Annotated in this window: 20 protein-coding genes; 15 read left to right on the forward strand and 5 right to left on the reverse strand. The window is 69.9% G+C overall.

The annotated features are described in order from the left end of the window. Nucleotides 1-8 precede the first annotated feature (8 nt). The 15 genes from C556_RS0106630 (at nt 9) to serB (ending at nt 19,605) form a co-directional block, all read left to right on the forward strand. Nucleotides 9-3,905 carry a papain-like cysteine protease family protein gene (locus C556_RS0106630; RefSeq protein ID WP_026262866.1) on the forward strand — a complete coding sequence of 1,299 codons (3,897 nt, stop codon included), beginning with the start codon at nt 9-11 and terminating at the stop codon, nt 3,903-3,905. A 93-nt stretch (nt 3,906-3,998) separates the two neighbouring features. Next, a complete protein-coding gene (locus C556_RS0106635) occupies nt 3,999-4,979 on the forward strand; it encodes a hypothetical protein (RefSeq protein WP_157235977.1) in 981 nt (326 codons plus the stop codon). Beyond that, nucleotides 4,979-5,233 carry a hypothetical protein gene (locus tag C556_RS0106640; protein ID WP_018747457.1) on the forward strand — a complete coding sequence of 85 codons (255 nt, stop codon included), beginning with the start codon at nt 4,979-4,981 and terminating at the stop codon, nt 5,231-5,233. Before C556_RS0106635 ends, C556_RS0106640 begins: the two co-directional genes overlap by 1 nt. Continuing rightward, nucleotides 5,230-6,039: a hypothetical protein gene (locus tag C556_RS0106645; RefSeq protein ID WP_018747458.1), complete on the forward strand. Its 810-nt coding sequence runs from the start codon at nt 5,230-5,232 to the stop codon at nt 6,037-6,039. Before C556_RS0106640 ends, C556_RS0106645 begins: the two co-directional genes overlap by 4 nt. Further along, nucleotides 6,036-7,418: a S8 family peptidase gene (locus C556_RS0106650; protein ID WP_018747459.1), complete on the forward strand. Its 1,383-nt coding sequence runs from the start codon at nt 6,036-6,038 to the stop codon at nt 7,416-7,418. The genes C556_RS0106645 and C556_RS0106650 overlap by 4 nt, the downstream gene beginning before the upstream one ends. 234 nt (nt 7,419-7,652) lie before the next feature. Next, on the forward strand, nt 7,653-9,656 hold the full coding sequence (locus C556_RS0106655; RefSeq protein ID WP_026262867.1) for a hypothetical protein: 2,004 nt from the start codon (nt 7,653-7,655) through the stop codon (nt 9,654-9,656). A gap of 232 nt (nt 9,657-9,888) precedes the next feature. Further along, entirely contained in the window at nt 9,889-10,932 is a 1,044-nt protein-coding gene (locus C556_RS0106660) for a hypothetical protein (protein ID WP_018747460.1), read from the forward strand. Nucleotides 10,933-11,086: 154 nt separating this feature from the next. Continuing rightward, complete coding sequence (locus tag C556_RS0106665) at nt 11,087-12,394, forward strand: hypothetical protein (protein WP_018747461.1); 1,308 nt, start codon at nt 11,087-11,089, stop codon at nt 12,392-12,394. A 7-nt stretch (nt 12,395-12,401) separates the two neighbouring features. Then, entirely contained in the window at nt 12,402-13,619 is a 1,218-nt protein-coding gene (locus C556_RS0106670; RefSeq protein ID WP_018747462.1) for a hypothetical protein, read from the forward strand. 18 nt (nt 13,620-13,637) lie between these two features. After that, a complete protein-coding gene (locus tag C556_RS0106675) occupies nt 13,638-14,507 on the forward strand; it encodes a hypothetical protein (protein ID WP_018747463.1) in 870 nt (289 codons plus the stop codon). Continuing rightward, the gene (locus C556_RS0106680) at nt 14,504-16,051 is read left to right on the forward strand and encodes a hypothetical protein (protein WP_020608483.1); all 1,548 of its coding nucleotides are present in this window, start codon (nt 14,504-14,506) and stop codon (nt 16,049-16,051) included. The genes C556_RS0106675 and C556_RS0106680 overlap by 4 nt, the downstream gene beginning before the upstream one ends. Nucleotides 16,052-16,337: 286 nt before the next feature. After that, a complete protein-coding gene (locus tag C556_RS0106685) occupies nt 16,338-17,102 on the forward strand; it encodes a ParA family protein (RefSeq protein ID WP_018747464.1) in 765 nt (254 codons plus the stop codon). Between the two features lie 165 nt (nt 17,103-17,267). Beyond that, the gene (locus C556_RS0106690; protein ID WP_169338601.1) at nt 17,268-18,374 is read left to right on the forward strand and encodes a GNAT family N-acetyltransferase; all 1,107 of its coding nucleotides are present in this window, start codon (nt 17,268-17,270) and stop codon (nt 18,372-18,374) included. Continuing rightward, the gene (locus tag C556_RS0106695; protein ID WP_018747466.1) at nt 18,358-18,681 is read left to right on the forward strand and encodes a pentapeptide repeat-containing protein; all 324 of its coding nucleotides are present in this window, start codon (nt 18,358-18,360) and stop codon (nt 18,679-18,681) included. The genes C556_RS0106690 and C556_RS0106695 overlap by 17 nt, the downstream gene beginning before the upstream one ends. Nucleotides 18,682-18,765: 84 nt before the next feature. After that, on the forward strand, nt 18,766-19,605 hold the full coding sequence (serB, locus tag C556_RS0106700) for a phosphoserine phosphatase SerB (RefSeq protein WP_018747467.1): 840 nt from the start codon (nt 18,766-18,768) through the stop codon (nt 19,603-19,605). 87 nt (nt 19,606-19,692) lie between these two features. Here the strand turns inward: serB and C556_RS0106705 are convergent, their stop codons facing one another. From C556_RS0106705 to recJ, 5 genes are all read right to left on the reverse strand, one after another. Beyond that, nucleotides 19,693-20,835 carry a CmpA/NrtA family ABC transporter substrate-binding protein gene (locus C556_RS0106705; RefSeq protein WP_018747468.1) on the reverse strand — a complete coding sequence of 381 codons (1,143 nt, stop codon included), beginning with the start codon at nt 20,833-20,835 and terminating at the stop codon, nt 19,693-19,695. After that, nucleotides 20,832-21,377, reverse strand: a complete 546-nt coding sequence (locus C556_RS0106710; RefSeq protein WP_157235979.1) for an ANTAR domain-containing response regulator — start codon at nt 21,375-21,377, stop codon at nt 20,832-20,834. Before C556_RS0106710 ends, C556_RS0106705 begins: the two co-directional genes overlap by 4 nt. Nucleotides 21,378-21,540: 163 nt before the next feature. Next, nucleotides 21,541-21,900, reverse strand: coding sequence for a gamma-glutamylcyclotransferase family protein (locus C556_RS22860; protein WP_018747470.1), 360 nt, complete (start codon nt 21,898-21,900; stop codon nt 21,541-21,543). Further along, nucleotides 21,897-23,396 carry a chitinase N-terminal domain-containing protein gene (locus tag C556_RS0106720; protein ID WP_018747471.1) on the reverse strand — a complete coding sequence of 500 codons (1,500 nt, stop codon included), beginning with the start codon at nt 23,394-23,396 and terminating at the stop codon, nt 21,897-21,899. Before C556_RS0106720 ends, C556_RS22860 begins: the two co-directional genes overlap by 4 nt. A 202-nt stretch (nt 23,397-23,598) precedes the next feature. Beyond that, on the reverse strand, nt 23,599-25,284 hold the full coding sequence (gene recJ / locus C556_RS0106725) for a single-stranded-DNA-specific exonuclease RecJ (protein ID WP_018747472.1): 1,686 nt from the start codon (nt 25,282-25,284) through the stop codon (nt 23,599-23,601).

Here is a 25,284-nt window from a genome sequence, read left to right on the forward strand (position 1 = left end):
GAGGACGCATGCCAGTCATTCGAGCCAATCGCGAATCGATCGACGATCGTTTCAGCGTGCTGGGCTTCACCATCCGCACGGAAAGCCCGCTGTTCGAGGTGGGGATCGCCACCGATCCCGAGCTGTTCAAGCCCGAGCGTCGCGCCCAGCGCAGTCGGAGCAACTTCTACTCCAGCCGCGGCGCGGGCGGCGCGATCCGGGCACGACGCGGCGAGGCGGTCTACCTGGTGCCGCCGGACGTGCTGTCCAACTTCGTCGGCCAGCCCCGGCTCTACTTCGGCCTGGCCATCTACGACGAAGGCAGCGGCGGCGTGCCGATCACGGTGCAGACGCCCACCAGCGGCAACATGTACGTCAACATCACCGGCCTGTCCGGTCGCGGACTGCGCCGGCTGGTGTCGCCGGCCGCGCCGTCGGCCTACGGCGCGGTCAATGGTCATGACCCGAGCCTGGAATGGGGCGGCGACGCGCGTCCGTCCAGCCCGGAGCCGCGCCCGGCCAACGGCAACGCCCAGCCGGCCCCTGCCGCCAACGGCGCCCCGGGCGCACCCGCGCCCTACGACGACGGCTTCGGCAGCTTTCCCAGCGCACCCGCGCCGGCCTCGACCGCTCCGGCGGCCACGGCGCCGGCGACCCCCGCACCGACCGGCGGCGCGCCGGTCACCGCGCAAAGCGTGCGCGGCTACCCGGTGGTTGCGCTGGATACCAACAACCGCCGCCCGGCGCGCTTTCCCGGCACCGGGGTGCTCGGTAGCACCGAGGCGACCATCGCGCTGGGCGTGCTCGGCGTGCTCAACCCCGGCCTGGCCGGCACCATCCTGGCGCTGCGCGCGGTGGCCAACCGTTTCAACGTCAGCATCGGCATCGGCCCGTCGGCCAGCGTCGGCTTCCTGATCGGCGGCGGCGTGGGCGCCGGCCTGATCTTCGCCCCGGGCGACCAGGTGGGCTATTACGGCCAGTTCGACATCCGCGGCGGCTGGATCGACAGCGCCTCGGTCGAGTTGCAGATCACCATCGTCGGCGGCGGCATCGATTCCTTCGGCGGCATCAGCTGGGCCATCGCGGCCGAGGTCGATGCCGGGGTGTCGGTCAGCGCGCAGGCGCTGTTCAATACCTCGTTGCAGTTCCAGGGCGTGACCTTCGGCCTGGGGCTCGGGCTGGGCGTGGAGCCGATCCAGGTGTTCCTGTCGCTGCAGGGCAGCTATGCGTCCGGCCTGGCGCTGGCGCAAGGCTACGCCGCCGCGCCGCCGGCACGCCGTCGCGCGCCGCTGGTGCGGGCACAGGAGATCCTCACCCCGTTCTACGACCCGACCGATCCCTCCAGCGCCCTCACCTGCCAGAACGACGCGTTCAGCGCCGAGCGCGAGCAATGGTTCGCCGGGGTGCCCAACACCCGCATCTTTCCGCACTCGGCCATCTGCCAGCTGCTGATGACCATGCCGGACGGCGTGTATCAGGGCACCGGCTTCTACATCGGCCGCAACCGCATCCTCACCTGCGCCCACAACCTGGCGGGCGCCAGCAACGTCACCATCATTCCGGGGCGCAACGGCGCCGGCGGCAAGCCGTTCGGCGAGACCTCGGTGCCGTCGTCGTCGTGGCGCGTCGCGCCGGGATACACCGGCACCGGCAACTGGGCCAACGATCTGGCGGTGATCGACAACGTGCCGCTGGCGGCGCCCAACGACCAATGGTTCGAGTTCCTCAACGCCACGCCATCCGACCAGCTGCCCATCGTGGTCTGCGGCTATTCGCTGCAATCGGTGGCGGTGCCGGAACTGACCCAGGCCATCGACGGCGACAAGCAGCACCTGCACGGCGGCTACGCCGCCAGCCAGAGCGGGCCGGAGGTGATCGAGTACCCGATCCTCACCCTCAAGGGCGCCAGCGGCTCGCCGGTGTACCACATCAGCAACGCCGGCGGGCAACTGCGCGCCCAGGTGTGCGCGGTGCACGTCACCGGCGAGCCGGCGGCGCAGGGGCTGAACCGCGGCTGCTTCATCACCCCGCGCAAGATCGACTGGATCGAAGGCCGCGCGACGTCGTTCGCGCTGGCGGTGCGCGCGCTGGCGATCCCGCTCGATCCGGGCGAAGGCGGCCGCTCCATCGGCACCGACGCGCTCCAGGCCGGCGACATCATCGTCTCGACCGCGCGCCACGTGGTGTCGTACGGCATCCGCGCCGGCACGCTGTCGGCGGTCAGCCACGCCATGCTCTACGTGGGCGACGGCAAGGTGATCGAGGCGGTGGGCGACGGCGTGCGCGAAGTGCCGCTGTCGAGCGCCATCGGCGGCGCGCTGCTGGCGGTGGCCTACCGCGACCCGCGGGTGGACAACGACAAGGCGGCGGCGCTGGTGGCCTATGCGCGCGGCCGGGTCGGCAATCCCTACAACTACGCCGGCGTGGCCTTCACCGGCTATCGCATCCTCAACCCCGGCGGCGCGGCGCTGATCGACGCGCTGGCGCGGGTGCTGGGGCTGGAGGTCGGCCAGGCCGGCGCGGTGTACTGCTCCGAACTGGTGTACGACGCCTTCCAGGACGCCGGCATTCCGCTGTCCGGCACCCGACCCGCCGACAGCCGCCCCAGCGACATCGTCGACCTGTTCGGCACCCGCCTGGGCTATGTCGGCCACCTGATCGCCAGCGACGTGCCGCTGGGCGTGCCGCTGTCGCTCGGCGTGGCGCGCCCGCTGGGCCTGGCGCGCGGCCTGTCCGGCGAATCGTATTCGGTGCATTGGGACACCACGCCCTACTACCCGCAGAACACCGGCGGCTCGTGCTGGGCCGCCAGCGCCGCCATGGTGGTGGGCTGGCGCGACAACCGCCGCGTCACCGACCAGGAGATCTCCGACAAGGTGGCGATCCTCGACGCCTACAAGGACGGGTTGTGGCCGAAGGACCGCCGCGCCCTGGCCGACGTCTGGGATCTGGTGGCCGAGCCGGCCGCATCCTATCCCGTGGACGAATGGCGCCGCCTGCTGGAAAGCTACGGCCCGCTCTACATCGACATGACCTGGCGCGGCGACAGTGGCGGCCACGTGCGGGTGCTGGTCGGCATGACCAGCGACGGCGCCGAGGACGGCTCCGACACCTTTATGTACATGCACGACCCGTGGCCCAGCAGCCCGGGACGGATCAAGCTCAGCTACGCCGACTTCCTGGCGCTGTACGAAGGCCGCACCAACACCAGCGGCGGCCAGTTGCAATACCAGTTGCTGCACGCCTCGACGATTCCGCCGCACGCCCGCGCCGTCACCGCCGCGCCGTTCTCGCTGGAAACCGCCGACAGCGCGGGCGGCAACCCGCAGGCGCCGCGCTTCAGCCGCGCCCCGGCACCGCCGCCGCTGGGCGAGGCGCTGTCGGTGTCGGGCCGCTCGCACGCGCTGACCGGCCCGGGCGTGGCGGTGGAGATCGCCTCGGCCATCGCCGGCGCCACCATGGAGCGCGTCGCCAACAACGTCGGCGACATCACCTGGGAGCTGGACCAGCTGCGCGGGATGAAGCACCCGAACGACCGCGCGCCCGATCCGGCGCCGGCCACGCAGAACGGCGAGGTGATCCGCCTTCAGGACTGGCCGCGCGTCAGCGATTCGTACATCGACGACATCTACGCCGGCTTCGAGATCAACTGGCAGTACACCGGCAAATCGGTCGGCAACGTGTTGATCAGCAATATCTCGACCAACGACGCCATCGGCTGGGGCCTGGTGGTCAAGGCCAAGATCATGGACGACAACATCGTCTATCCGCGCGACAACCCCACTTTCGCGGCACTGCGCATCCGCTTCGAGTACCGCTTCACCCACGTGCTGGTGCAGGACCAGATCGCCATCGTGGACGTGCGGCTGTACGGCAACGGCACGCGCAACGTGCAGTTCCGCTGGGAGCAGACGGGAATGTTCTAGCAGCCCTCGACAAAACCCCGCCCGGCCACCGCGCCGGCATCGCGCCACCGGGTTTTGTCGATGGTTCACGTCCCCCTCTGACCGGACATGACCATGCCCAACCGTCCTCCCGCCCCACCGCCGCTCATCGGCTACAGCGAGCACCTGCCGGCGCGCGCCCTGGCCGATCCGGCCCCGGCCGCCGCCGAGCCGGCGCAGAACGCCAAGCCGCCCGCCACCGAAACGCTGGCGGCGCGCACCGGCGCGCTGGTCAACGAGATCGACTTCCCGGGCTTCGTCTCGCAACTGGTCAACGGCACCTTCGACGCGGTGGTCGACGCCGCGATCCGGCAGATGGAAAGCTACGCCAGCCTGGTGTCGGCGGTGGCCAAGACGGTGGACCAGTTCACCGAGGAGAACATCACCCCCAACCAGGCGCGCGACTGGCTGGCGCAGCGCTATCCCGGCGAAGTCGGCATTGCCCTGCCTACCGCCGAGCAGCCGTCGCCGCAACTGGCGCCGCGCGCCGAGGGCCTGAGCCCCGCCTGGCTGGCCGACTACGGCCTGGCCGGCGAGGAACTGAGCACCGAGCTGCTGGAACAACGCGTGCTGCCCAAGGTGCGACTGGCGGTGGGCGCCGAGCGCCAGCAACTGCTGGCCGCCATGGTCACGCTCGGGATGAACCGCATCGCGGTGCGCGACGGCTCGATCACCGCCAAGGTGATGTTCCGCGCCACCGCCCAGGACACCGCCAAGGTCGGCTACGCCGCCGGCAGCGATCCGGCGCAGCAATCCAGCGGCTGGGGCCAGCGCGGCAGCACCACCTACAGCGGCGGCAACACCATGGTGTCCACGCTGGCGGTGAACGCGCAGAACGAAACCAACCTGCGCGCCGACCTGTTCGGCGAGGTGAAGCTCAACTTCGTCAGCGAGACCCTGCCGCTGGACAAACTGGCCGACGCCGCCAAGGCCGCGCTGGTGCAGCGCAACCTGCCCGGCATGCAGAGCCTGAACGCCCCGGCGCTGCCGCCGGCCGCGCCGCAGGCCCCCGCCGCGCCCGCCGCCCCGGCGGCGCCTGACCAGGGAGCACGCTGATGCTGCGCGATCTGTCCGACGTGCTGGTGGAACTGCAGGAGGGCATCAGCGCCGCCGGCGCCCGCCGCGGCCTGGGCGTGCGGCTGACCGAGGCCGAGATGACGCTGCCGATGGACGTGCGCCCGGTGTTCCGCGACGGCGGCTGCGTGGTGCTGGCCGACGTGCTGCGCAACTACGCCGACGCCGATTGGCTGGAAACGCCGTCGCGCCTGTACGTGCGCTGGGGCGAAACCCCGACGGAGGAGCTGCCATGAGCGCCGGCATCCCTCCCCTGGTGCAGGACAGCGGCGTGCCGTTCGACCTGTTCATCCAGGCGCTGACCGAACAGCTGGACAAAGCCCAGGCCGCGATGGCGCTCAAGGCGCGCGTCGGCAAGCTGCCGCTCACCTTCGCGGTGAAGGAGGTATCGCTCGACCTGCGCGCCTTCGTGCAGATGGTGGACGACGACGTGTTCGTGCGCCCGGCCGGCCCCGGCGACGCCGAGGCCAGCACCATCAAGCTGGCGCTCACCACCATCACCAAGCCGATGATCGAAGAGAACGCCATCGACTTCCAGCCCGAGGACCCGAAGTTCTCGCTGCGCGAAGCGCTGGGCGAAGGTAAGGACAGCGAAGACCTGCAACGTCGGCTGGAGCGCATCGGCGTGCGCAACGTGCAGCAGCTCACCGAACTGCGCAAGACCGCCGGCACCGACGTGATCGCGCGCCTGGCGCGGCTGCCGGTGAACCGGCTGCAACAGGCGCTGATGAACGCCGCCGCGCCGCGCGTCACCCAGGTGGAAAGCCGTACCGAGGCCGGCCTCGGCGGGCCGGACCCGGTGGCAAGCAACCGGGTGCAGATCACCAGCCCGCTGCTGCGCGCCGGCCGCCTGCCGCTGGTGCGCGCCGCCGGCGAGGCGGTGCCGGTGATCGAGGCCGGCGACGGCAGCCTGGTGCTGGCGCCGCTGGCGATGCAGCTGGGCTGCGAGGCCGAGATCGATTTCGGCGACGGCGACGTCGGCCACGTCGACCTGTCGACCGGCAGCGTCGGCCGCATGCGCGACGGGAGGGCCCGGCCATGAACGGCTACGGAGCCCGCGTACCGCGCCGCCTGCTGATCACGCTGCGCCTGGGCGAAACGCCCGAGCACCTGCCCAGCCTGCTGGCCTGCCGCCGCTACGGCGTCACCCCGGCCGAATCCATCGACGGCGGCCCGATCGACCGCCTGCTGCGCCACCACGGCGGCGCGCTGCGCTGCACCCGGCTGCACAACTCGCGTACCCGCCACGACCAGCGTCCCGGCACCGCCGGCGCGCGCCGCTACGACGACGTGGAACAGCTGACCGGCGTGGCGCGGGTGTTGCGGGTGCTGGTGCAGGACGACCGCCACATGCCGGCGCTGTTGCAGGCGCTGGCGCAGCTGGCCAGCGTCGAGCACGTGCGCCCGGACCAACTGAGCGGCATCCCGTTCGACGGCGTCACCGCGCCGGGCCGGCCGGACGAACTGGCCGCCTGGCAATCGCGCGAACTGATCCGCCTGCCCGAGGCGCTGGGCTTCGAGCCGGGCGACCCCGCGGTGCTGGTCGGGCTGGCCGATACCGGCGTGATGGGCAGCCATAGCGACCTGGAGCCGCTGCGGCGCGGCTTCGACACCGTGGATCTCGACGCCAGCGTCACCGGCGGCCTGACCCTGATCGGCGACAACCACCTGAGCGACGAAGAACCGGACGACGAGGTCGGACACGGCACCGGCTGCGCCGGCATCCTGCACGCGGGCGGCCTGTCGTTGCCGCCGGGCGGCGCCGGGCAGTGCGGCCTGACTCCCGTGCGGGTGTTGGGCGCCGCGTTGCAGAACGACAAGCGCGTCGGCATCGGCGCCCTGTCCAACATCGACGCCGGGATGAAGCGGTTGATCGACCTGGGGGTGAAGGTCATCAACATGAGCTTCGGTACCCCCGAATCCGCGCTGCGCCCCGACGACGCCCCGCCGCACCAGGAAGTGGTGCGCTACGCCCTGGCGCGCGGCGTGCTGCTGGTGGCGGCCAGCGGCAACTCCGGCAAGGAGGAGCGCTATTTTCCGGCCGCCCACCCCGGCGTGATCGCCGTGGGCGCGGTGGATGCCGCGCTCAAGCCGTGCAGCTTCAGCACCCGCGGCGGCCACGTGGCGCTGTCGGCGCCGGGGCGCGACATCTGGACCACCGGCCTGACCGGCTACCAGCGCGCCAGCGGCACCAGCTTTGCCGCGCCGTTCGTCTCGGCGGTGTGCGCGCTGATGGCGTCCTACGCCCAGCGCCGCGCCATGCCGCTGACCCCGGAGCTGGCGCGCGAGGTACTGGTGGCCTCGGCCCGGCCGTTCCCGGTGGCCGGAGTGGAAGGCGGCGGCGCCGGCGTGCTCGACGCGCTGGCCGCGTTGCAGGCGCTGGACACCCGCCTGGACGCCCTGCTGGAGGACGAACCATGACCGCGCGACGCCGCCGCTCGCCGCGCGGGGCAGTACGGAGTCGCGGCAGACCCGAGTTTTTCTTTCACAACCGGCGGAGAACCTGCCATGGACCCAAGCGGTTGATGTGCAAGCGGGCGCTGGACCCGCCACCCGAGCGCAGCGAGGCCCCCTCGCGGCTCGACCGGGGGCCCGACACCGGATCACCCGCAGCAACGGACCGCTTTTCCAGAACAGGTTCCAAGGAGCAAGCCCATGGCGAATGACGACAAGGCGCCGGCCCCTGCCGGCAAACCCGAGGACCCGAAGGTCAAGGCCGCCGAGGCCAGGCCCGAGGTGCTTCTCACCCCCAAACCCAGGGGCTCGGGCGGTGCGCGCTCCGGCACGGGCAGTACCCGCAAGCGCCCGCCTCGCAAGTCCGCCGCGCCCGCCACGGTCGATCTGGTCGGCTACGACTCGACGAACGAAGACGACCAGTACCCGTATGGAGACAACGAGATGAACCGAATCCTGCTGGTGGACCTGAGCGAACGCGAATTGCGCCGCCGCGCCACGGTCGCCGAGATCGTGCAGCGCTACAAGACCATCGACGAAACCAAGGACAAGAGCGGCGGCCTGACCGCGCGGCAGCGCCTGGAATACGACCAGTACCGCCGCACCCTCGACCAGGACGAGGTCATCGATCCGTTCTACCGCGAGGTGGTGGCCACGCTGCTGCAACAGAACAGCGACAGCCTGACCACCCTGCTGCACGAGCACGGCCTGATGGGCTCGCAGCGCGGCGTGCCGGGCGACGGCAACGGGCTGGACGGCCGCGAGCAGGAAGTGGCCGGCGTGGCCGGCCTGCTGCAACTGGACAACATCACCGAGCCCGACCGCCCCGGCTTCCGCTCGAAGGTGACCCAGGCGCAGGGCGAGTACCGCGAGAACCGCGAACTGTTCAGCGCGGTGTTCGCCGCGCTGTCCGGCCAGCACCAGGTGACGGTGCGCAGCCAGATCCAGCAGGGGCTGGTGGACGACGCCATCGTCGGCACCATCCGCCCCGGCGGCTCGATCAGCAAGCGCCGCGATCCGCGCACCGGCGAGATCTCCGAGAACAGCGACACCCTCCTGCGCCGCGACAACGTGGTGTACGCCCTGTCGGCGCGCAGCGTGGCCGGCGTGGTGCGCAAGCTGGCGGCCGACCGCGTCAGCGCGGCCGATCCGTGGTTGTCCAGCCGCATCGACGCCGCCTTCGATTCGCTGACCGGCGTGCTGTCCGGCGGCCCGGCGTCGTCGCTGGAGATCGTGCTGCCCGACCTGGAGGATTCGGTGGACGTGGAAATCGTCCAGGAGAACCTGCACGCGGTGCAGGCCATCTACTTCAGCTTCATGCTGGAAGAGGCGCGGCTGTTCCAGGTGGTGGAACGCATCGTCGACCTGTTCCGCCAGGGCCTGCTGCCGCTGGGCCGCGGCAAGGCGGGCGACTATCTGTTCCGCTACTACAAGACCGCCGGCGAGCGCATCACCGAGGCCGAGCGCCGCGACCTGTACATGCGGGCCTTCGGCGCGCCCGGCGGCGACCCCAACGGCAACATGCCCAACCGCGAATTCAACGAACTGTGGCTGCGCTTCGTGTCGGCGGTGTCCAACTTCTCGCGCCAGATCTCGGTGGAAAAGCTGCTGCGCCAGACGGTGCCGATGTCGGTGTCGCAGGAACAGGTGCGCAAGGCCGCGCGCGATCTGGCGGCCAACCTGTCGCTGCACGGCTACGGCATCGCCTACTTCGCCGCCACCGACCTGCAACAGAGCATCCTGGAGTTCCGCGACCTGCTGTCCGACCCCGAGGTGCGCGGCGCCTTCGGTGCGCGCGACATGTGGCAGGTGGTGGACCAGGTGAACGCCAACTACCTGGGCGGCACGCGCAACACCTACCGCTACCGGGTGCAGGCCAACGCAGGCGCCATCGTGGTGCGCTGGCTGGCTAAGAACCAGCAGCGCCTGACCGGCCGCTTCGGCCTGGAGGTGATCTCGATCGACGCCCTGACCAACCCGCAACTGCGCGCCCTGGGCAGCGACCGCCCGCTGGTCGATCCCACCGACTGGGATCTGGTCAACGCCTGCGAGCAATGGCTGGCGGTGGGCGGGGTGCAGGACCAGAGCATCGAACAGTACTCGCAGCCGATCGAATCGCCGGTCATCACCAGCAAACCCATCGAAATGCCCCGCGCCGCGCGCGACGTACTCGACAGCGTGGGGATTTCGCTGCCGGGGATGTAGGGCGAGGGCGACGTTTTGGGAAACCCCACACCTTGAACCACAGAGGACACGGAGAGCACAGAGATCCATAGAGGAAAACCAAGAGCAGGCAGGGCGATCCGTTCCTTTCCCCGCGCACTTCGCGGACTCGTGATTCGGAACCGGGTTCCTCCCGGTTTTCCTCTGTGCTCTCCGTGTCCTCTGTGGTTCGAGATTTGGGGTTTCACCCACGCACACCATCAGGAGAACCGCCATGCCGAACGGCAAACGCCCCATGGCCGATTATGTGAAGCACTCGCTGGCGCAGGCGTCGCACGCGCTCGGGGTGCGCAGTCCGCTGCCTTACGTGGACGGCCTGCTCGACCGCACCTTCAGCCTGCCCGAGGACGACGTGTCCTACGCCGACAACGCGCTCACGCCGGGCGCGGTGCCGTACGAGCCGTCGTTCTCCGAGGCGGAGCCGGACACGCTGCGCTTCACCATCGAGCCGCTCGGCCCCGGCGCCTCGCCGGTGGCGCGCCGCGACGAGGCCACCCGCGAGATGCGCCGGCTGATCTCGCCGTGCTTCGGCAAGGACGCGCTGCGCTGGTTCGACAGCCGCAGCGAGGAATGGCGCGGCATGAGCGGGCTGGGCTGGATGTCCTACGGCGCCTGGTTCGGCAGCGCCTTCGACGAGGACGGCCTGTACGCCACCAAGATCTACTACGAGCTGATGCCCAGCCAGATCGACGCGCTGTCGCCCAACCTGTCGCGGCTGACCCGGCAGGTGATGGCCGAGATGCCGACCCTGATGCCGATCTTCACTTCGATCGGCTGCAAACGCGAAGTGGGCAGCCAGCGCGTCACCTTCATGCATCGCGGCCCGCTGGTGGTGTCGGCGCTGGGCCCGCTGATGAACCGGCTCGGCATCGGCCACCAGTTGCCCAGCCTGATGCGGGTGGTGGGCGTGGCCCTGGGCGGGCGCTTCGAATTGCCCAACGGCGGCGTGCTGCTGGGCCTGCGCGACACCGGCGACGGCGTCGAGCTGAAGCTGGAGATATTGCTGGCCGCCCTGCCCGACCTGCCCGGCCGCTTCCTCGACCTGTTGCGCCTGGGGCTGGCCGAACGCCCGCGCCAGGTGGCCGCGCTCGACCGCTGGCTGACCGCGTTCGGCGTGGACGACGCCAACGAGCAGGGGCATTTCTCGGTGTTGAGCGTGCGCGTCAGCGCACGATCGCCGGCCCGCATCAGCCTGTACGTGCGGCCGATCGAATTCGAGATGCGCGACACCATCGAGGAATCGCGCGCGTTTGGGTGAGACGCCGGACTTCGTCCGGCGTGGGAAGGGAGAAGAGGGAAGGGAGAAGGGTAAAGGCAACAGCCACACCGGGTTCTTGCCTTTGCCTCTGCTGTTCACCCTTCCCTCTTCCCCCTTCCCCCTTCCCTGCTGTCAAGCATCCAAGGAGCACGTCATGCCCACCAGTCGAGAGAACATCGATGCCACGCGCCAGGCGGTGCGGGCGTTGCTGGAACGCAGCGAGGCATTCAACGCGCTCGATACCGACAAACGCCGCCAACTGGCCAACGACCTGGTGCAGATCGGCACCCAGCTGGCCGAGCCGGGCGGGCAGCGTCTGGCGCCGACGCAGCAGGCACCGGCGGTGCGCGCGCTGGCCGAACAGGGGCTGGCGCGCAGCGGCCGCAAGGTCAGCAGCGCCGGCAAGAACACCCAGGAGGACGGCACCTTCGTCGCCCAGGGCGCCCGCGAAGGCGCCGAGGTGGCCGGCGCGCTGCTGACGGCGGTGAACTTCCCCGAATTCGTGTCGGGGCTGATCGACGGGGTATTCCACTCCATCGTCGGCAGCTCGATCCAGCAGATGGAGGCCTACGCCAAGCTGGTGGCCGACGTGGCCAAGAGCCTGAACGAATTCCGCGACGAGAACACCACCGCCAACCAGGGGCGCGATCACCTGGTGGAGCAGTTTCCCGACGTGTTCCAGCTATCGATGGATACCGGCGAATTCGGTGGCGATTTCGGCGGCTTCGGCGGCGACGGCGAGCAAAGCCAGCCGGCCGGCCCGCGCGTGGTGCTGCGCCAGGATGTGGACGAACGCCAGGCCATCGCCCGCATCAACCAGTCGCTGCCGCTGGAGCAGCCGATCACCCGGCTGGACGACAGCCTGGTCGAAGCGCTGCTGGTGCCCGCCGCGCGCAGCCAGATCGCCAGCAGCCGGCAGCAGTTGCTGGCGACCACGGTGATGCTGGGCATGCAGCGGGTGGTGGTCACCGACGGCAAGATCTCGGCCAAGGTGATGTACGACTTCCAGGCGCGCGACAACATGCAGTTCCGCAAGAGCGCGCAGAGTTTCGACTACGGCGACCAGTACTCCTACGCCAGCGAGGGCGAATCGGAGACCGACTACCAGGGCGGCAGCCGCTCGCGCTCCAACAGCAAGGACAACGGCTGGCAGGACGAGACGCGCGACGCCAGCTACTACTCCAAGGGCAAGTACAAGAACAGCGCGCAGCCGGTGCTCAAGCTGGCCGCCGCCAGCCAGACCAGCCAGGACGCCAGCCTGACCACCAAGGCGCAGCTGGCCGGCGTGGTCGAGGTCAATTTCAAGAGCGACTACCTGCCGCTGGACAAGCTGGCCAACCCCGAATCGATCGCCGCCATCCAGATGAACGCCCAGCCGGGCATGGTCAAGACCATCGCCAACCGGCCGGCCGCGCCCGCCCCGGCCGGCGCGGCACCGACGCCCGCAACCCCCACCGCGTGAGCACGCCATGAGCGCGACCACCTATCCCCCGCCCCATGTCCGACCGCTGGCCGCCGATCCGGCCTGGCTGGACGACGACACCCTGGACGCGGTGCGCCCGCACGTGCGGCAGCTGCTGGAGCAATCGCCCGGCTTTCGCGCGCTGCAACCGGACCAGCAGCGCGACATCGCCCGCAACATGGTGCGGGTGGCCGCCTACATGAGTAACCCGCAGGGCCTGGCCAAGGAGGAACTCACCCCCGGCAAGAGCGTGCTGGCGCGCGCGCAGGACGCGGTGGACGACGCCAAGAAGAAGGCGTCGGACAAAGTGGGCACCTTCGCCGGCAAGGACTTCACCGCCGGCGCCATGCGCGAGGGCGGCGAGCAGTTCAGCAAGTTCGTCGGCTCGGTGGATTTTCCCAAGTTCGTCGGCGGGCTGATCCAGAACGTGTTCCAGGCCATCGTCGATGCGTCGATCCAGCAGATGAACGCCTACGCCGAGATGCTCAAGTCGGTGGCGCAGACGGTGGACCAGTTCGCCCAGGACAACATCTCGCTGAACAACGCCCGCGACTGGCTGATCGACAAGTTCCCCGGCGAGCTGGGGCTGGACGACAGCAACGCCGAGGAAACCGGCGGCCCCAGCCTGACGGTGCAGGGCGACAACGAGGAAGGCGTGTTGGCGCGGCTCAACCAGGAAATGGGTCTGGCCCATCCGGTATCCGATCTGTCCGACCCCGAGCAGGAAGGCCGGCTGGTGCAGTCGGCGCGGTTGCAGATGGCGCGCAGCCGCCAGCAGTTGCTGGCGTCGATGGTGATGCTGGGCATCAACCGCATCGTGGTCACCGACGGCGCGATCAATGCCAAGGTGGTGTTCGACTTCCGCAGTTCGGACACCGCCAAGCGCGACGCCAACGCCTCGCTGTACGACAAGCAATCCAGCGCCAACCGCAACCGTACCCGCGCCGGGGCGGGCGGCTGGGGCTGGGGCGCCAGCACCGAGAACGTCAACGAGCAGAAGCACATGACCACGGTGTCGTCATCGGTGGACGAAACGTCCGAATCCAAGGCGACCATGAAGGCCCAGCTCACCGGCGAGGTGAAGGTGAACTTCAAGTCCGACTACTTCCCGATGGAGAAACTCGCCTCGCCGCAGATGATCGCCTCGATCCAGGGCAACGCCACCCCGGCCGACCCCAACGTGGTGCCGCAGGCCCGCAACGCGCCGGCGCCCGCCGGACATTGATCGCCCACGGGTGCCGACATGGCCGACCAAGATCCTTCCCTCGCCCTGGCGCTGGCACTGGCCGAGGCTGAGCACCTGCTGGACTGCCACCGGCTGGCGCGGGCCCAGGCGCTGGCCGACCTGGGTGACATCGACCTGCCGGACGTGGCGCCCACCCGCGACGACCTCAGCCAGCTGGCGCCGCTCGGCCCGCTGTACCTGGCGCGCGAACTGGAACAGGCCGGTCTGCTGCCGATGGCCGAACAGGTGGCCGGGTTGTTCGCCAGCGGCGCCATCACCCAGCCGCTGGGCCCCACCGGCGAGCTGATCACCCGCTTCTGGCGCCAGCGCCGTGACCGGCTGTCCGCCAACGAACGCGGCGCCATGCTGCAACAGGTGTTCGAAGCCGGCGTGTTCGACCGCGCCATGGAACGGCTGTGCAATGCCGTGCTGGCGCTGGCCGACAACGCCGGCACCCGCGACGCGCGCGAGGAAGTGACGCTGGACCTGGCGCTGCGCGGCGTGCGCGAACTGCTGTTCCAGCGTTCCGGCGGCATGGTCGGCTTCGCCGCCGAGGACATCCTGGCGTCGGTGCGTGACGCCATCGCCTTCCTGCGCGACCCGCGCCTGCTGGCCGCGTTCTCGGTCCGCAGCATGTGGGCGTTGTTGGCCGCCAGCGGCGAGCGCACCGAATACCAGGTACGCCAGCACGTGGAACTGGGCAATGCCGGCGTCACCCTGCTGGCGTGGGTCGGCAGCGCCGACGCCGGCCAGGCCACGCTCAATGCCGGCGGCGACGGCGCCGCGCGGCTGTTCGCCGCCGCACAGCGCTGGCTGATGGCACGGCAGAGCCTGGGCGATACGCCGGCCGCCGCGCCACCGGCCCCTGCCCTGGCGGGTGCCGCATGAACGTCGCCGAAGCCCGGCCTGCGCCGGCCCCGGCCGCCGCGCCGCCGCCGGACTGGCTGCGCGGCGCGGTGCGGCAGGTGCTGGAACAATCGCCCGGCTACGCCGAACTGGGCGCGGAACAGCGCCGCGCGCTGGCGCAATCGATGGTGCGGGTGTCGGCCATGGCCGCTGAGCTGCTGGCCGAGGAGGACGACGCCCAGGCGCAGATCGACCACGGCGAAGCGCGCCGCGCCGCCGCGTTGGGGGTGGAGCCGGGCGATACCGGTCGCCGCCGCCCGCTGGCGCGCGCCATGGACGCGCCCGGCTTCGGCGCCGCCACCGACCGTATCGCCGACACCACCCGCAACGTGCTGGGCGCGATCTCGTTCCCGCGCTTCGTCACCGACCTGGTGAACGGCGTGTTCCGCGCCATGCTCGACTCCACCTCGCAGCAGATGCAGATGTACGTGCAGTTGCTGAACAACGTCTCCGCCTCGGCCGAGGGCTTCGAGCGCACCCAGTACCCGCTGGTGGCGGTGCGGCGCTGGGTGGCCGAGCACTTCCCGGAAAGCATCGAGTACGAGGAACCGGAACTGGAGCCGGGCGAGACGCCGGACCCGGACGACGTGCGCGCGGCGGAGGAGATTCCGCTGCGGCTGAAATCCGGCGCCCAGATGCCGTCGGCCGAGGACATCCGCGCCGTGCTCGGCATGGAGCCGACCGAGAGCGTGGATGCCGGCAACCCGGAGCAGCTGGTGCCGCTGGCGCGCCGCCACATCGCCCGTCAGCGGCAGCAGATGCTGGCGACCATGGTGCAGATGGGCATGCAGCGCATCGTGATCGACAGCGGGAAGATCAACGCCGCCATGCGCTTTCACATCGATACCCGCAGCGCCGCCAACAGCGACCAGGGCAGCCAGTTCGGCATGCAGAACCGCGTGCGCGCCGCCGGCTCGTTCGGCATGGGGCCGTGGGGCGCCAGCGCCGAGGTGGAGAACACCATCAGCTATGTATCCACCCAGCGCACCCAGAACACCGAGGAGATCAACACCGACGTCGAGCTGAATTCGTCGGTGGAGCTGAATTTCCGCACCGACTACCTGCCGCTGAACCGCATGGCGGCCCAGGCCCAGGCCGACCGCATCCGCAACGCCTCGCTCAACCCCACCGCCGAAAGCAACCCGGCGGCGACCGCCAGCGCCGAACGCCAGGCGCGGCTGGCGGCGCAGCACACCGCCGAGCAACAGCGGCAAAGCTCGCTCTCCGGCGCCATCGACACCGCCAGCCGGGTGCCGCCGGCCAGTGCGCCATTGCCGGTGCCGCAGCCGGGTCAGCGCGCCGGCGACAGTGCCGGCAGCAGCAGCGGCACCAGTCCCGCCAGTACCGGCGGTGGTACGCCATCTGCCAGCGGCAGCAGCGCCCCGGCCACCGGCACGGTCGCGGCCAGCGGTACCACGCCCGCCAGCGGCTCCACCCACAGCACCCCGGCCACCGGCAGCGCCGTCGCCAGCGGCTCGGCCCCCGTCAGCGGCACCTCGCGGCCAGTCAGTGGTTCAACCCGATAGAACAACCTTTCCAGATCGGCATCGCTGTCGCATATCCTGTGCTTCAATCGATTCATGCCACACCCTCCTTGTCGCGCCGCAGCGCTTTATCGTGCCGGCAAGTAGACCAGCACCACCCCGCTACAGGCACCTCTGTGCACGCATAACGGACATGCACCGCGCGCATGGGCCGCCTGTCGCCGGCCACGCCCCCGCCGGCACGGCCGCCGCAAACCCCTTGCGCGGTGGCAGAATACGCAGTTCAGCCGGGCAACCCGGCGGCATCGATGCGGAGTGAGCAGTCCCCATGACGGTCATCGCGGTGTTCAATCAGAAAGGCGGCGTCGGCAAGACCACGGTCACCGCGCATCTCGCGGCCACGCTGGCCCGCAACGGCATCGAACCGCTGGTGATCGACCTCGACCCGCAAGCCCACCTGACCGCGATGTGGCGCCAGCGGGTACTGCCCGGCGAATCGGTGCTGCGCTTCTACCAGGGACTGGCACCGCTGTCCGACCTGGCGCGGCCGCTGCCGGGCGGCGTGCATTTCGTGCCGTCGGGGCTGGAGCTGTCCAAGGTGGACGCCCAGGTGGTGCGCCACCGCGACCACATCTGGCGCCTGAAGCTGGGGCTGGAAGCCGAAATGCTCAGCGACAGCGGCATGCCGATCCTGATCGATTGCAGCCCCGCCCTGGGCCCGCTGGCCTTTTCCGCCCTGTTCGCCGCCGACCTGGTGCTGGTGCCCGTCGCCGCCGACTACCTCGCCCTGCACGGTGCGCAACTGCTGGACCGCACCCTGGCCGGCCTGACCCGCTTCCGCGGTCGCGTGCCGCGCCGCTACCTGCTCAACCGCTACCTGCCCGGGCAGGACACCTCCGAGCAGGTATTGGCGCAACTGCGGCAGCGTTACGGCGACGAGCTGCTGCGCAGCATGATCCGCGAGCAACCCGACCTCGCCCGCGCCGCCCACAGCGGCGAAGACCTGTTCAACTTCGCCCCGGAAAGCGTCGCCGCCACCGACTTCTCCTACCTGCTGGACGAACTGATCGAGCTGGGCCTGCTGCGCATCTGACCCGTAAACAACCTCGCTGCTGGCGAGTGAGATCACTCCGCTTATCGTGTCGTCTCCCACCTCAGGACGCTCCCCATGCCTTACTGATCGGTCTTCCCTCCTTCGCAACGCTGCCTGCGGGCAGTGCGTTTGGCATACCGATCAGGAACCCATATGGAACGCTCATTGCGCACCTTGCGCATCTCTACCGCACGCCTGTGCGTGCGCAGTTTTTCCCTCGACGATCTCGATGCGCTGCATGCGCTGACCCGGCAATCCGCCATCACCGATCTGCTGCCCGACTGGGCGATGAGCCGCGGGCAGTGCAGCGAGTGGCTGGGCTGGCATGTCTCCCGCCTCGACCATTTCGACGCGGCCGCCCCGGTGCTGCCGCTGGCGATCTGCCTGCCCGACGGCGAACTGATCGGCTGGCTGGGGATCGGGCCCAAGCCCAGTGTGCATCTCGGGATGCCGGAGGTGATGTATGCGTTGTCGTCGCAACATCGCGGCCACGGCTATGTCAGTGAGGCGGTCCGGGCCGCGACGTGCTGGTTTTTTGCGCAGGGGCCGGTGCCGGCGCTGATGGTGCTGGTCAAGGCCTCCAATGCGCCGTCGCGGCGCGTGGCGCTGGCCAGTGGCTTCGTGCCGCGCGGGCATGCGATGTGCGATCAGGATGGGCGCTTCGAGCTGTTGGTGCTGGAGCGGCCGGCGGCCATGCCGATGCTGGAGCCGGTCCTCGACCAGGATGCAGCCGCCATCGCCGCGCTGCTGGTCAGGGTGGCGGCACACGAGGCGGAACACTGGCTGGACGGTGCCAGCCCCTTCATTCCGGATCACCACCTGCCGGCGATGCATTGCTTTCATCGCCGCAGCGGCGACTATCGCAAGATCGTGTGCGATGGCGTGCTGGCTGGCGTGGTACTGGTCAGCAGCAGCGGCCGCGAACATGCGCGCATCGAGCTGCTGTATCTCGACCCCGTGTATCAGGGCCGGGGTTTGGGTGGGCAGGTGCTGGCGCTGGTCGAGGCGGCGTATCCGCAGGTGCGTGTCTGGTCGCTCGACACCACGCGCCACAGCGCGCGCAATCTGCCGTTTTACCAACGGCACGGGTATGTCGTCGTCGGCCAGGATGAGGACGAGTTCTACTTGGTGAAGCGCCTGCCCGGCCCTGTCGATCTACGCGAGGGGCGCGATTTCCGCGCGACGGCGCTGGCCGGTGCCGATTTCAACGAGGTGGATCTGTCGCAGGCCCGCATCAGCAACAGCGGCATGGCCGATGCCTGCATCCGCTAATGCCAACCTGCAACGCCTGCTGGTGGCCAACTGCAATGTCAGCGATGCCACATTCGGCAATGCGCGGCTCGACGGCCTGGCGTTGCATCACGTGTCGCTGGGCGGGGCGCGCATCGATCACTGCAATCAGGGCTGGACCGGCGAGCGCAGGCCACTGTCCATCCACGCCAGCGATCTGGGCGGCAGCCGTATCGTTGATTGCAATCTGCGCAACGTGCATATCGACGGGTGCGATACCACGGGGCTGACCATCGACGGGGTGCCGCTGGCCGATCTGCAGGCGGCGTACCGGGCGCGGCACGGCTAGGTCGGTCCGCGCCGGCGTTGGCAGGCCCGGCCCCGGCCGGGCCTGCTACAATCGCGGCTCTTTTCCTGCCTTCGCCCCACCACCATGTATCGTCTCGTCATCCAGGCCCCCGAAGTCGCCACCCAGGATCTGAAGCAGCTTGCCAGGCTGTCGGATGCCTACGAGATCCAGGCCATCACGCCGCAGGCGTTCAGGCTGCTGGGCGCGCAGCTCGACAACGAGGAGCCGGTGGCCGATTTCTGCGAATCCAACCAGCTCGACTACGCCTTCATCCCCGAGGAACTGGGCGTGGCGGATATCGGGCTGGTGGTGATGGACATGGATTCCACGCTGATCACCATCGAGTGCATCGACGAGATCGCCGACATGGTGGGCATCAAGGCCCAGGTGGCCGAGATCACCGCGGCGGCGATGCACGGCGAGCTGGATTTCAAACAAAGCCTGACACGCCGCGTGGCGCTGCTGGCCGGGCTGGAGTTCGGTGCGCTGCAACGGGTGTACGAGGAGCGGCTGCAACTGATGCCGGGCGCGGAGCGCATGCTGAAGGGCTTTCAGGCGGCCGGCGCACGTACGCTGCTGATCTCCGGCGGTTTTACCTATTTCACCGACCGGCTCCAGGCGCGCCTGGACCTGAGCCGCGCCATCGCCAACGTACTGGAAGTGGCCGACGGCAAGCTCACCGGCCAGGTGAACGGTGACATCGTCGATGCCACCCGCAAGCGCGAGGAGCTGATGCGCTACCGCGACGAGCTGGGGCTGCGTCGCGAGCAGGTGGTGGCGATGGGCGACGGCGCCAATGATCTGCCGATGCTGCACGAGGCCGGTTTCGGCGTGGCCTGCCACGCCAAGCCCAAGGTGCAGGCCGAGGCGCCGTTCGCCATCAATTACGTCGGCCTGGACGGCGTGCTGAACTACTTCCTCTGATCCGGCGGCGGGCTGCCCGCCATCGTCCGGCCGCCGGGTGCCTGGTGGCCGGCAAAACCCCGCGTGGCGGCCCCGGTACTCGTCGCGCTAATGCCAGACTTCGCGCCGGCCCGCTTCGGCCGACAGGTTGTGCACCGCGAACGAGGTGGCATAGCCCTCGGGGTCGTTGCCGTCCCAGGCCCGTCCGTCGTTGAACACGCTGCGCCGCAAGTCCTGGCCGGGCGCGGTGGCATCGGCCAGCGTGGCGGCTTCGCGGAACAGCGTCACCTGGTTGATCTCTTCGGCCAGACCGCGATAGTCGGGCGGGGTGGCCAACATGCCCCAGCGCCGGTACTGCGTCAGGAACCACATCAGGTCGGAACGCCACGGCATGCAGACCTCGCCCTTGCTGCCGAAGAAGCGCACAGCGTGCGAGCGCCCTTCCTGGCCCTGGCCATCCACCAGCCGCGAGGCGATGGCGCCGACCGGCACGCCGATCACCTCGGACAGCCACGGCGCGGCCTCGATGCGATGCATCGGCTGGTCCAGCCAGCGGCACGCCTCCAGCAACACCGCCACCAGCGCGCGCGCCGTGTTGGGATAGCGCTCGACGAACATGCCGGTGGTGGTCAGCACCTTGGCGGGATGGTCGGGCCAGATCTGCGCGCTGCCGAGCAGGGTACGCCCGATGCCGTTCAGCTCGGCCAGCGCGCCCCAGGGCTCGCCCGCGCCATAGCCGTCCAGATCGCCGCGCGCCAATGCCGGCGCCAGGTCGGTGGGCGGCGTGGTGAACATCGAGACATCGCGCAGCGGGTGGATGCGGTGCGACGCCAGCCAGTAGTAGAACCACATGGCGCTGGTCGGCAGGTTGTGCGCGAAGGCCAGCCGGCGCGTCGCCGACAGCACGGCGCGATAGAGCGTCTCGCCGTCGCGCACCGAGCTGGCGAGCTGGTTGGCGATGGTCACGTTCTCGCCGTTCTGGCTCAGCGTCATCAGCACCGCCATCGGCGACGCCATCCCCCCCAGGCCCAGGTGCAGCGACAACGGCAGGCCGTAGTAGGTCTGCGCGGCGTCCAGTTCGCCGGCCAGCAGGCGGTCGCGCAGCACCGACCAGGTGGCCTGCCGGCTCAGCGACAGCTCCAGGCCGTAGTGGGCGGCCAGCCCCAGCCGTTGCGCCACCACCAGCGGCAGGCAGTCGCTGAACGGCAGGAAGCCGAGTTTGAGATGGGTTTTTTCCAGGTGGAAGATCATGGCGACGGGGTGGACATGGCGATCACCCGGCGTGCCACGTCCACCAGGCGGATGCCCTGGTCGCGGGCCTGGCGGCGCAAGGTGGATACGGCTTCGTTTTCCTGCATGCCCTGCTCGTGCATCAGCACGTTCTTGGCATGCTCGATCAGGCCGCGATCCGGCGGCTCGCCGGGTGCGCCCTTCTGGCTGGGCTGGGTGGTGGCGAGCGTGGCCCGAGCCACCAGGAAGGCGTGCTGCGACACCGATTCGGGCACGTCGTGCGTCGCGTAGACGGCGATGCCGGTGGCCAGGGTGGCGCGCAGCGAGCCGCCGCTGCTCATGCGCGGGCCATAGGGACGGGTGATGGCGAAGGCTTCCAGCGAGTCGCGCAACGGCGATTCGACGTCGGCCAGCACCACTTCCGGGGACAGGCTGGCCAATCGTTGGACCAGGGCCCGGGCGGTGTTTGCCTCGCCCACCACGTCCATGCCCGCCGCCTGGAGCGCCGGCGCCAGGGCGCCGATGGGCATGTCGGTATCGGTGATCAACAGGATGCGCGTCATATCGGCCATCCGCTGCGAGGAGACGATGATCCTAGTTATGCCGCATCGCAACATGAAGCGGCAATAACGGACACACCCTATGGTGATCCGCTCGCAGGGCGCATGAAAGCGCCACCCGGAAGCTGAACGCCCCGGCCCGACCGGCGGGCTCGCGGTGCTGCGGTCAGCGCTCGATGAATTCGCCGTCGGGCAGCAGTTCGCCCTCGGGATGGCTGTGCAGGTAGGCCCAGGCTTCGACCATGCCGCCCTCGGCATCGCGCACCGGGATGCGCTGGCGCTGGTAATCGTCGGGGTGCCCTTCCAGCCGGTCCAGGTTGTCCAGCGTGACGGCGTCCACCGCGTACAGCTCGCCGCGCACCGGATAGCGCGGCTCGCGTACCAGGAAAGGATAGTGATGGGCGTACAGGCTGAAGCACTCCACCGTGCTGGCGGCGCCCAGGCAAGGCGCGCCATTCAGCCAGCGATGGTTCCAGCCGCCGCGCTTGAGCGTGCCGTAGACGAACACCAGCGCGGCCGTGCTCATCGGCGGCTGGGTGTGGGGGTGGACAGTTCGCGTTCGTCCAACAGCGAATCGAGCACTTCGTCGGGCAGCACGAAGCGGCCGCGCGGGGCCGGCGCGGGGGTCGGGGCCGGGGCCGGCGTGTCGTCCGGCTCCACCACCGGCGCCGCGACGGTGGTCGGGCGGGTGTTGCTGGTGGTCCTGGGCGCGGCGGGCGCGGGCACCGGTTCGATGTCGGCCTGGCCCGGCAGCAGCGACACCGTGTCGCTGGCCACGCATTCGTCCTTGCGGCAGACCGAGACGCGCACGTTGCTGGTGCTGCTGCCGTAGGTGGTGGCCACCTGCTGCGGCAGGCGCAGGTCGCCGCAATAGCTGGCCACGCTGACGCCGGGCGCGGCGGGATCGGTCTTCTGGCACACCCGCACATCGCTGCGCAGGTTGCCCAGCGGCTCGGCCAGCGGGTCGTCGCTCGCCGCGTCGAGCAGGCGCCAGCCGTCCGGGCGCCCATCGGCCTGCGCCTGCGGCAGCGACCATGCCAGCAACACGCTGTCGGGCGTGCCACGGCTGACGGTCACCAGCGGCTTGACGTCGCCGGCCGGCGGCAGCAGCACTTCCAGCCGCACCTTGTCGCTGCGCGCGCATTGCAGCTGGTTGCACAGCTTGACCGACAGTTCGTGCACGCCCTTGGGCAGCCCGGCCAGCGTCATGCCGGCCGACTGGCTGTTGGGCGTGACCTCGCGGAACGACGTCGATTCGTACAGCACCCGGTCGCCGTCGAGCACCTGCCAGTAACGGCCGGGCTTGCCCCACCACACGTTCCACGCCAGCTCGACCGGCTCGCCGGTGTTCACCTGCGGCAGCCAATCCAGCTGTGGCGCGCTGGGCTGGCCGGTGGGCAGATCGTCGTCCTCATCGGTGGAGCCGCCCTGCGGGCCGACCCAGGTGCTGGCGGTCAGCGGCGTGCACTGCGGCTTGCCGTCGCGATCGACATTGCACAGGCGGATCTCGATGTCGTGGCGACCTTCGGCCAGGTTGTCGAGGGTGTACACGCCGCTCTGCACCGAGACGATCTGCTGCTCGTTGACCCGCTCGGCGCCTTCCACCGAGCCGTCGGCAAGGCGGCGACTGGTGAAGTTGCGGCTGCGCATGCGCAGCTCGCCGTTGTCCCAGACCTCCCAGTACTGCGCGGTGGTGCCGAAACCGATGTCCCAGCCGATGATCAGGCGGTTGCCGGGCAGTTTTTCCGGGATGGGGTCGAGCGATGGCTTGATCGGTGCTTCGGTGGTGGGCGGCGGGAACTGCTCGCCGGGGTATTCGATCGGCGGCAGCGCCTCGATGCTGGGATCGTTGCTGGGGCCGGGCGCGGGCGGGGCGATGTCCACGCAGTCGAGCATGCCGTTGTCCAGCGGGGTGCAGGCCCGATCGCCCTGCTGCTGCGCCTCGGAGGGCGTCAGCAACACGGCGTAGGCCGGCGGCAGGCTGAACATGGCCAGGACGGCGAGCGTGCGCAAACGGTTCATCGACCCTTCCTCCTCGTGCCGCGCCGGCGGCTGTTATAGGTGGGGCCGCGTTGTTGCACGGCCCCTCGCGCAGACTCTAATCGCCGCAGATCACATCCAGCAAGGCGCAACAGCAAGAAGTGCGGAACATCCCGAAACGCGGCGGATGCAATCGGACCGGCGCCGCTGGCGCCACCACACATGGCGCCGGCCCGTCGTCGCCCTATTCGCAGTGTTCGATCATCAGTTGCAGCATCCGCTCGCCGCGGAATTCGTTGACGCTCAGGGTGAATACCGCGCTGACGCTGGCCGGCAACGGCTCGGCGTTGGCGAAACGCATCGCCTCGATCAGCAGCCCGTGCCGGTTGCGCAGTTTGAGCTTGAGATGGCGCTCGCCGACCACGCGCTGCTCCACCACGCGGAATTCGTCGTGGAAACGCGGCGCGGGAAAGCCCTGCCCCCACACCTGGCGCTCCAGGCGCTCGGCCACGTCCATGGCGTAGTCGTGGGCCTCCAGCGTGCCGTCGGTCTCGATCACCCGGGTGAGTGCCTCGACCGGCATCAGCTCGCGGCAGGTGACCTCGAAGGCGTCGCGGAAGCGCTCGAAATCGCCGGGGCGCAGGCTGAGCCCCGCCGCCATCGCATGACCGCCGAACTTGAGGATCAGGTCGGGATGGCGCTTGGACACCAGGTCGAGCGCGTCGCGCAGGTGCAGGCCGGGGATCGAGCGGCCGGACCCCTTGATCTCGTCGTCGCCGGCCTCGGCGAACACCAGCGTCGGCCGGTGGAAGCGATCCTTGACCCGGCTGGCGACGATGCCGATCACGCCCTGGTGCCAGTCGGGGCGGAACAGCGCGATCGAGTAGCTGTCCTCGGGCGACATGCCGGCCAGCACCTGTTCGGCCTCTTCGCGCATGCCCGATTCGATCTCGCGCCGGGCGCGGTTCATCTGGTCCAGCTCGCGCGCCAGCGGCATGGCCGATTGCTCGCTGCCGGCCAGCAGGCAGGCGATGCCCAGGCTCATGTCGTCCAGTCGTCCCGCCGCGTTCAGGCGTGGCCCCAGGGTGAAGCCCAGGTCGAAGCAGCTGGCCTTCTGCGCATTGCGCCCGGCGGCGGCGAACAACGCCAGCACGCCGGGGCTGGCGCGGCCGGCGCGCATGCGCTTGAGCCCCTGCTCGACCAGGATGCGGTTGTTGGCGTCCAGCCGTACCACGTCGGCCACCGTACCCAGCGCCACGTAGTCCAGCAGTTGCGCCAGATTGGGCTCGGCGCCGCCGGCGAATGCGCCGCGCGTGCGCAGTTCGGCGCGCAGCGCCATCAGCACGTAGAACATCACGCCGACCCCGGCCAGATGCTTGCTGGGGAAGGTGCAACCGGGCTGGTTGGGATTGACGATCAGGCAGTCGGGCAGCACGTCGCCCGGCAGGTGGTGGTCGGTGACCAGCACTTCGATGCCGCGTTCGCGCGCCGCGGCCACCCCGGCCACGCTGGCGATGCCGTTGTCCACGGTGAGGATCAGGTCCGGCGATTTCTGCGCCGCCAGCGCGACGATCTCCGGGGTGAGGCCGTAGCCGTATTCGAAGCGATTGGGCACCACGAAATCGACCACCGCGCCCAGCAGGCCCAGGCCCTTGACGGCGGTGGCGCAGGCGGTGGCGCCGTCGGCGTCGTAGTCGGCGACCACCAGGATGCGTTCGCGGCGGGCGATGGCGTCGGCCAACCGCGCGGCGGCGGCGGCGATGCCCTTGAGCTGGGCGAACGGCAGCAGCCGCGTCAGGTCGTGCTCCAGCTCGCCGGCATCGGCGATGCCGCGCGCGGCGTACAGGCGGGCCTCCAGCGCGCTGAGCCCGGCGGCGACCAGTGCGCCGTGGCAATCCTGCGGCACGGTACGGGTACGGATCAGCGGCAT

The sequence above is a fragment of the Chitiniphilus shinanonensis DSM 23277 genome (genome assembly GCF_000374805.1).
GTDB classification, from domain to species: Bacteria; Pseudomonadota; Gammaproteobacteria; order Burkholderiales; family Chitinibacteraceae; genus Chitiniphilus; species Chitiniphilus shinanonensis.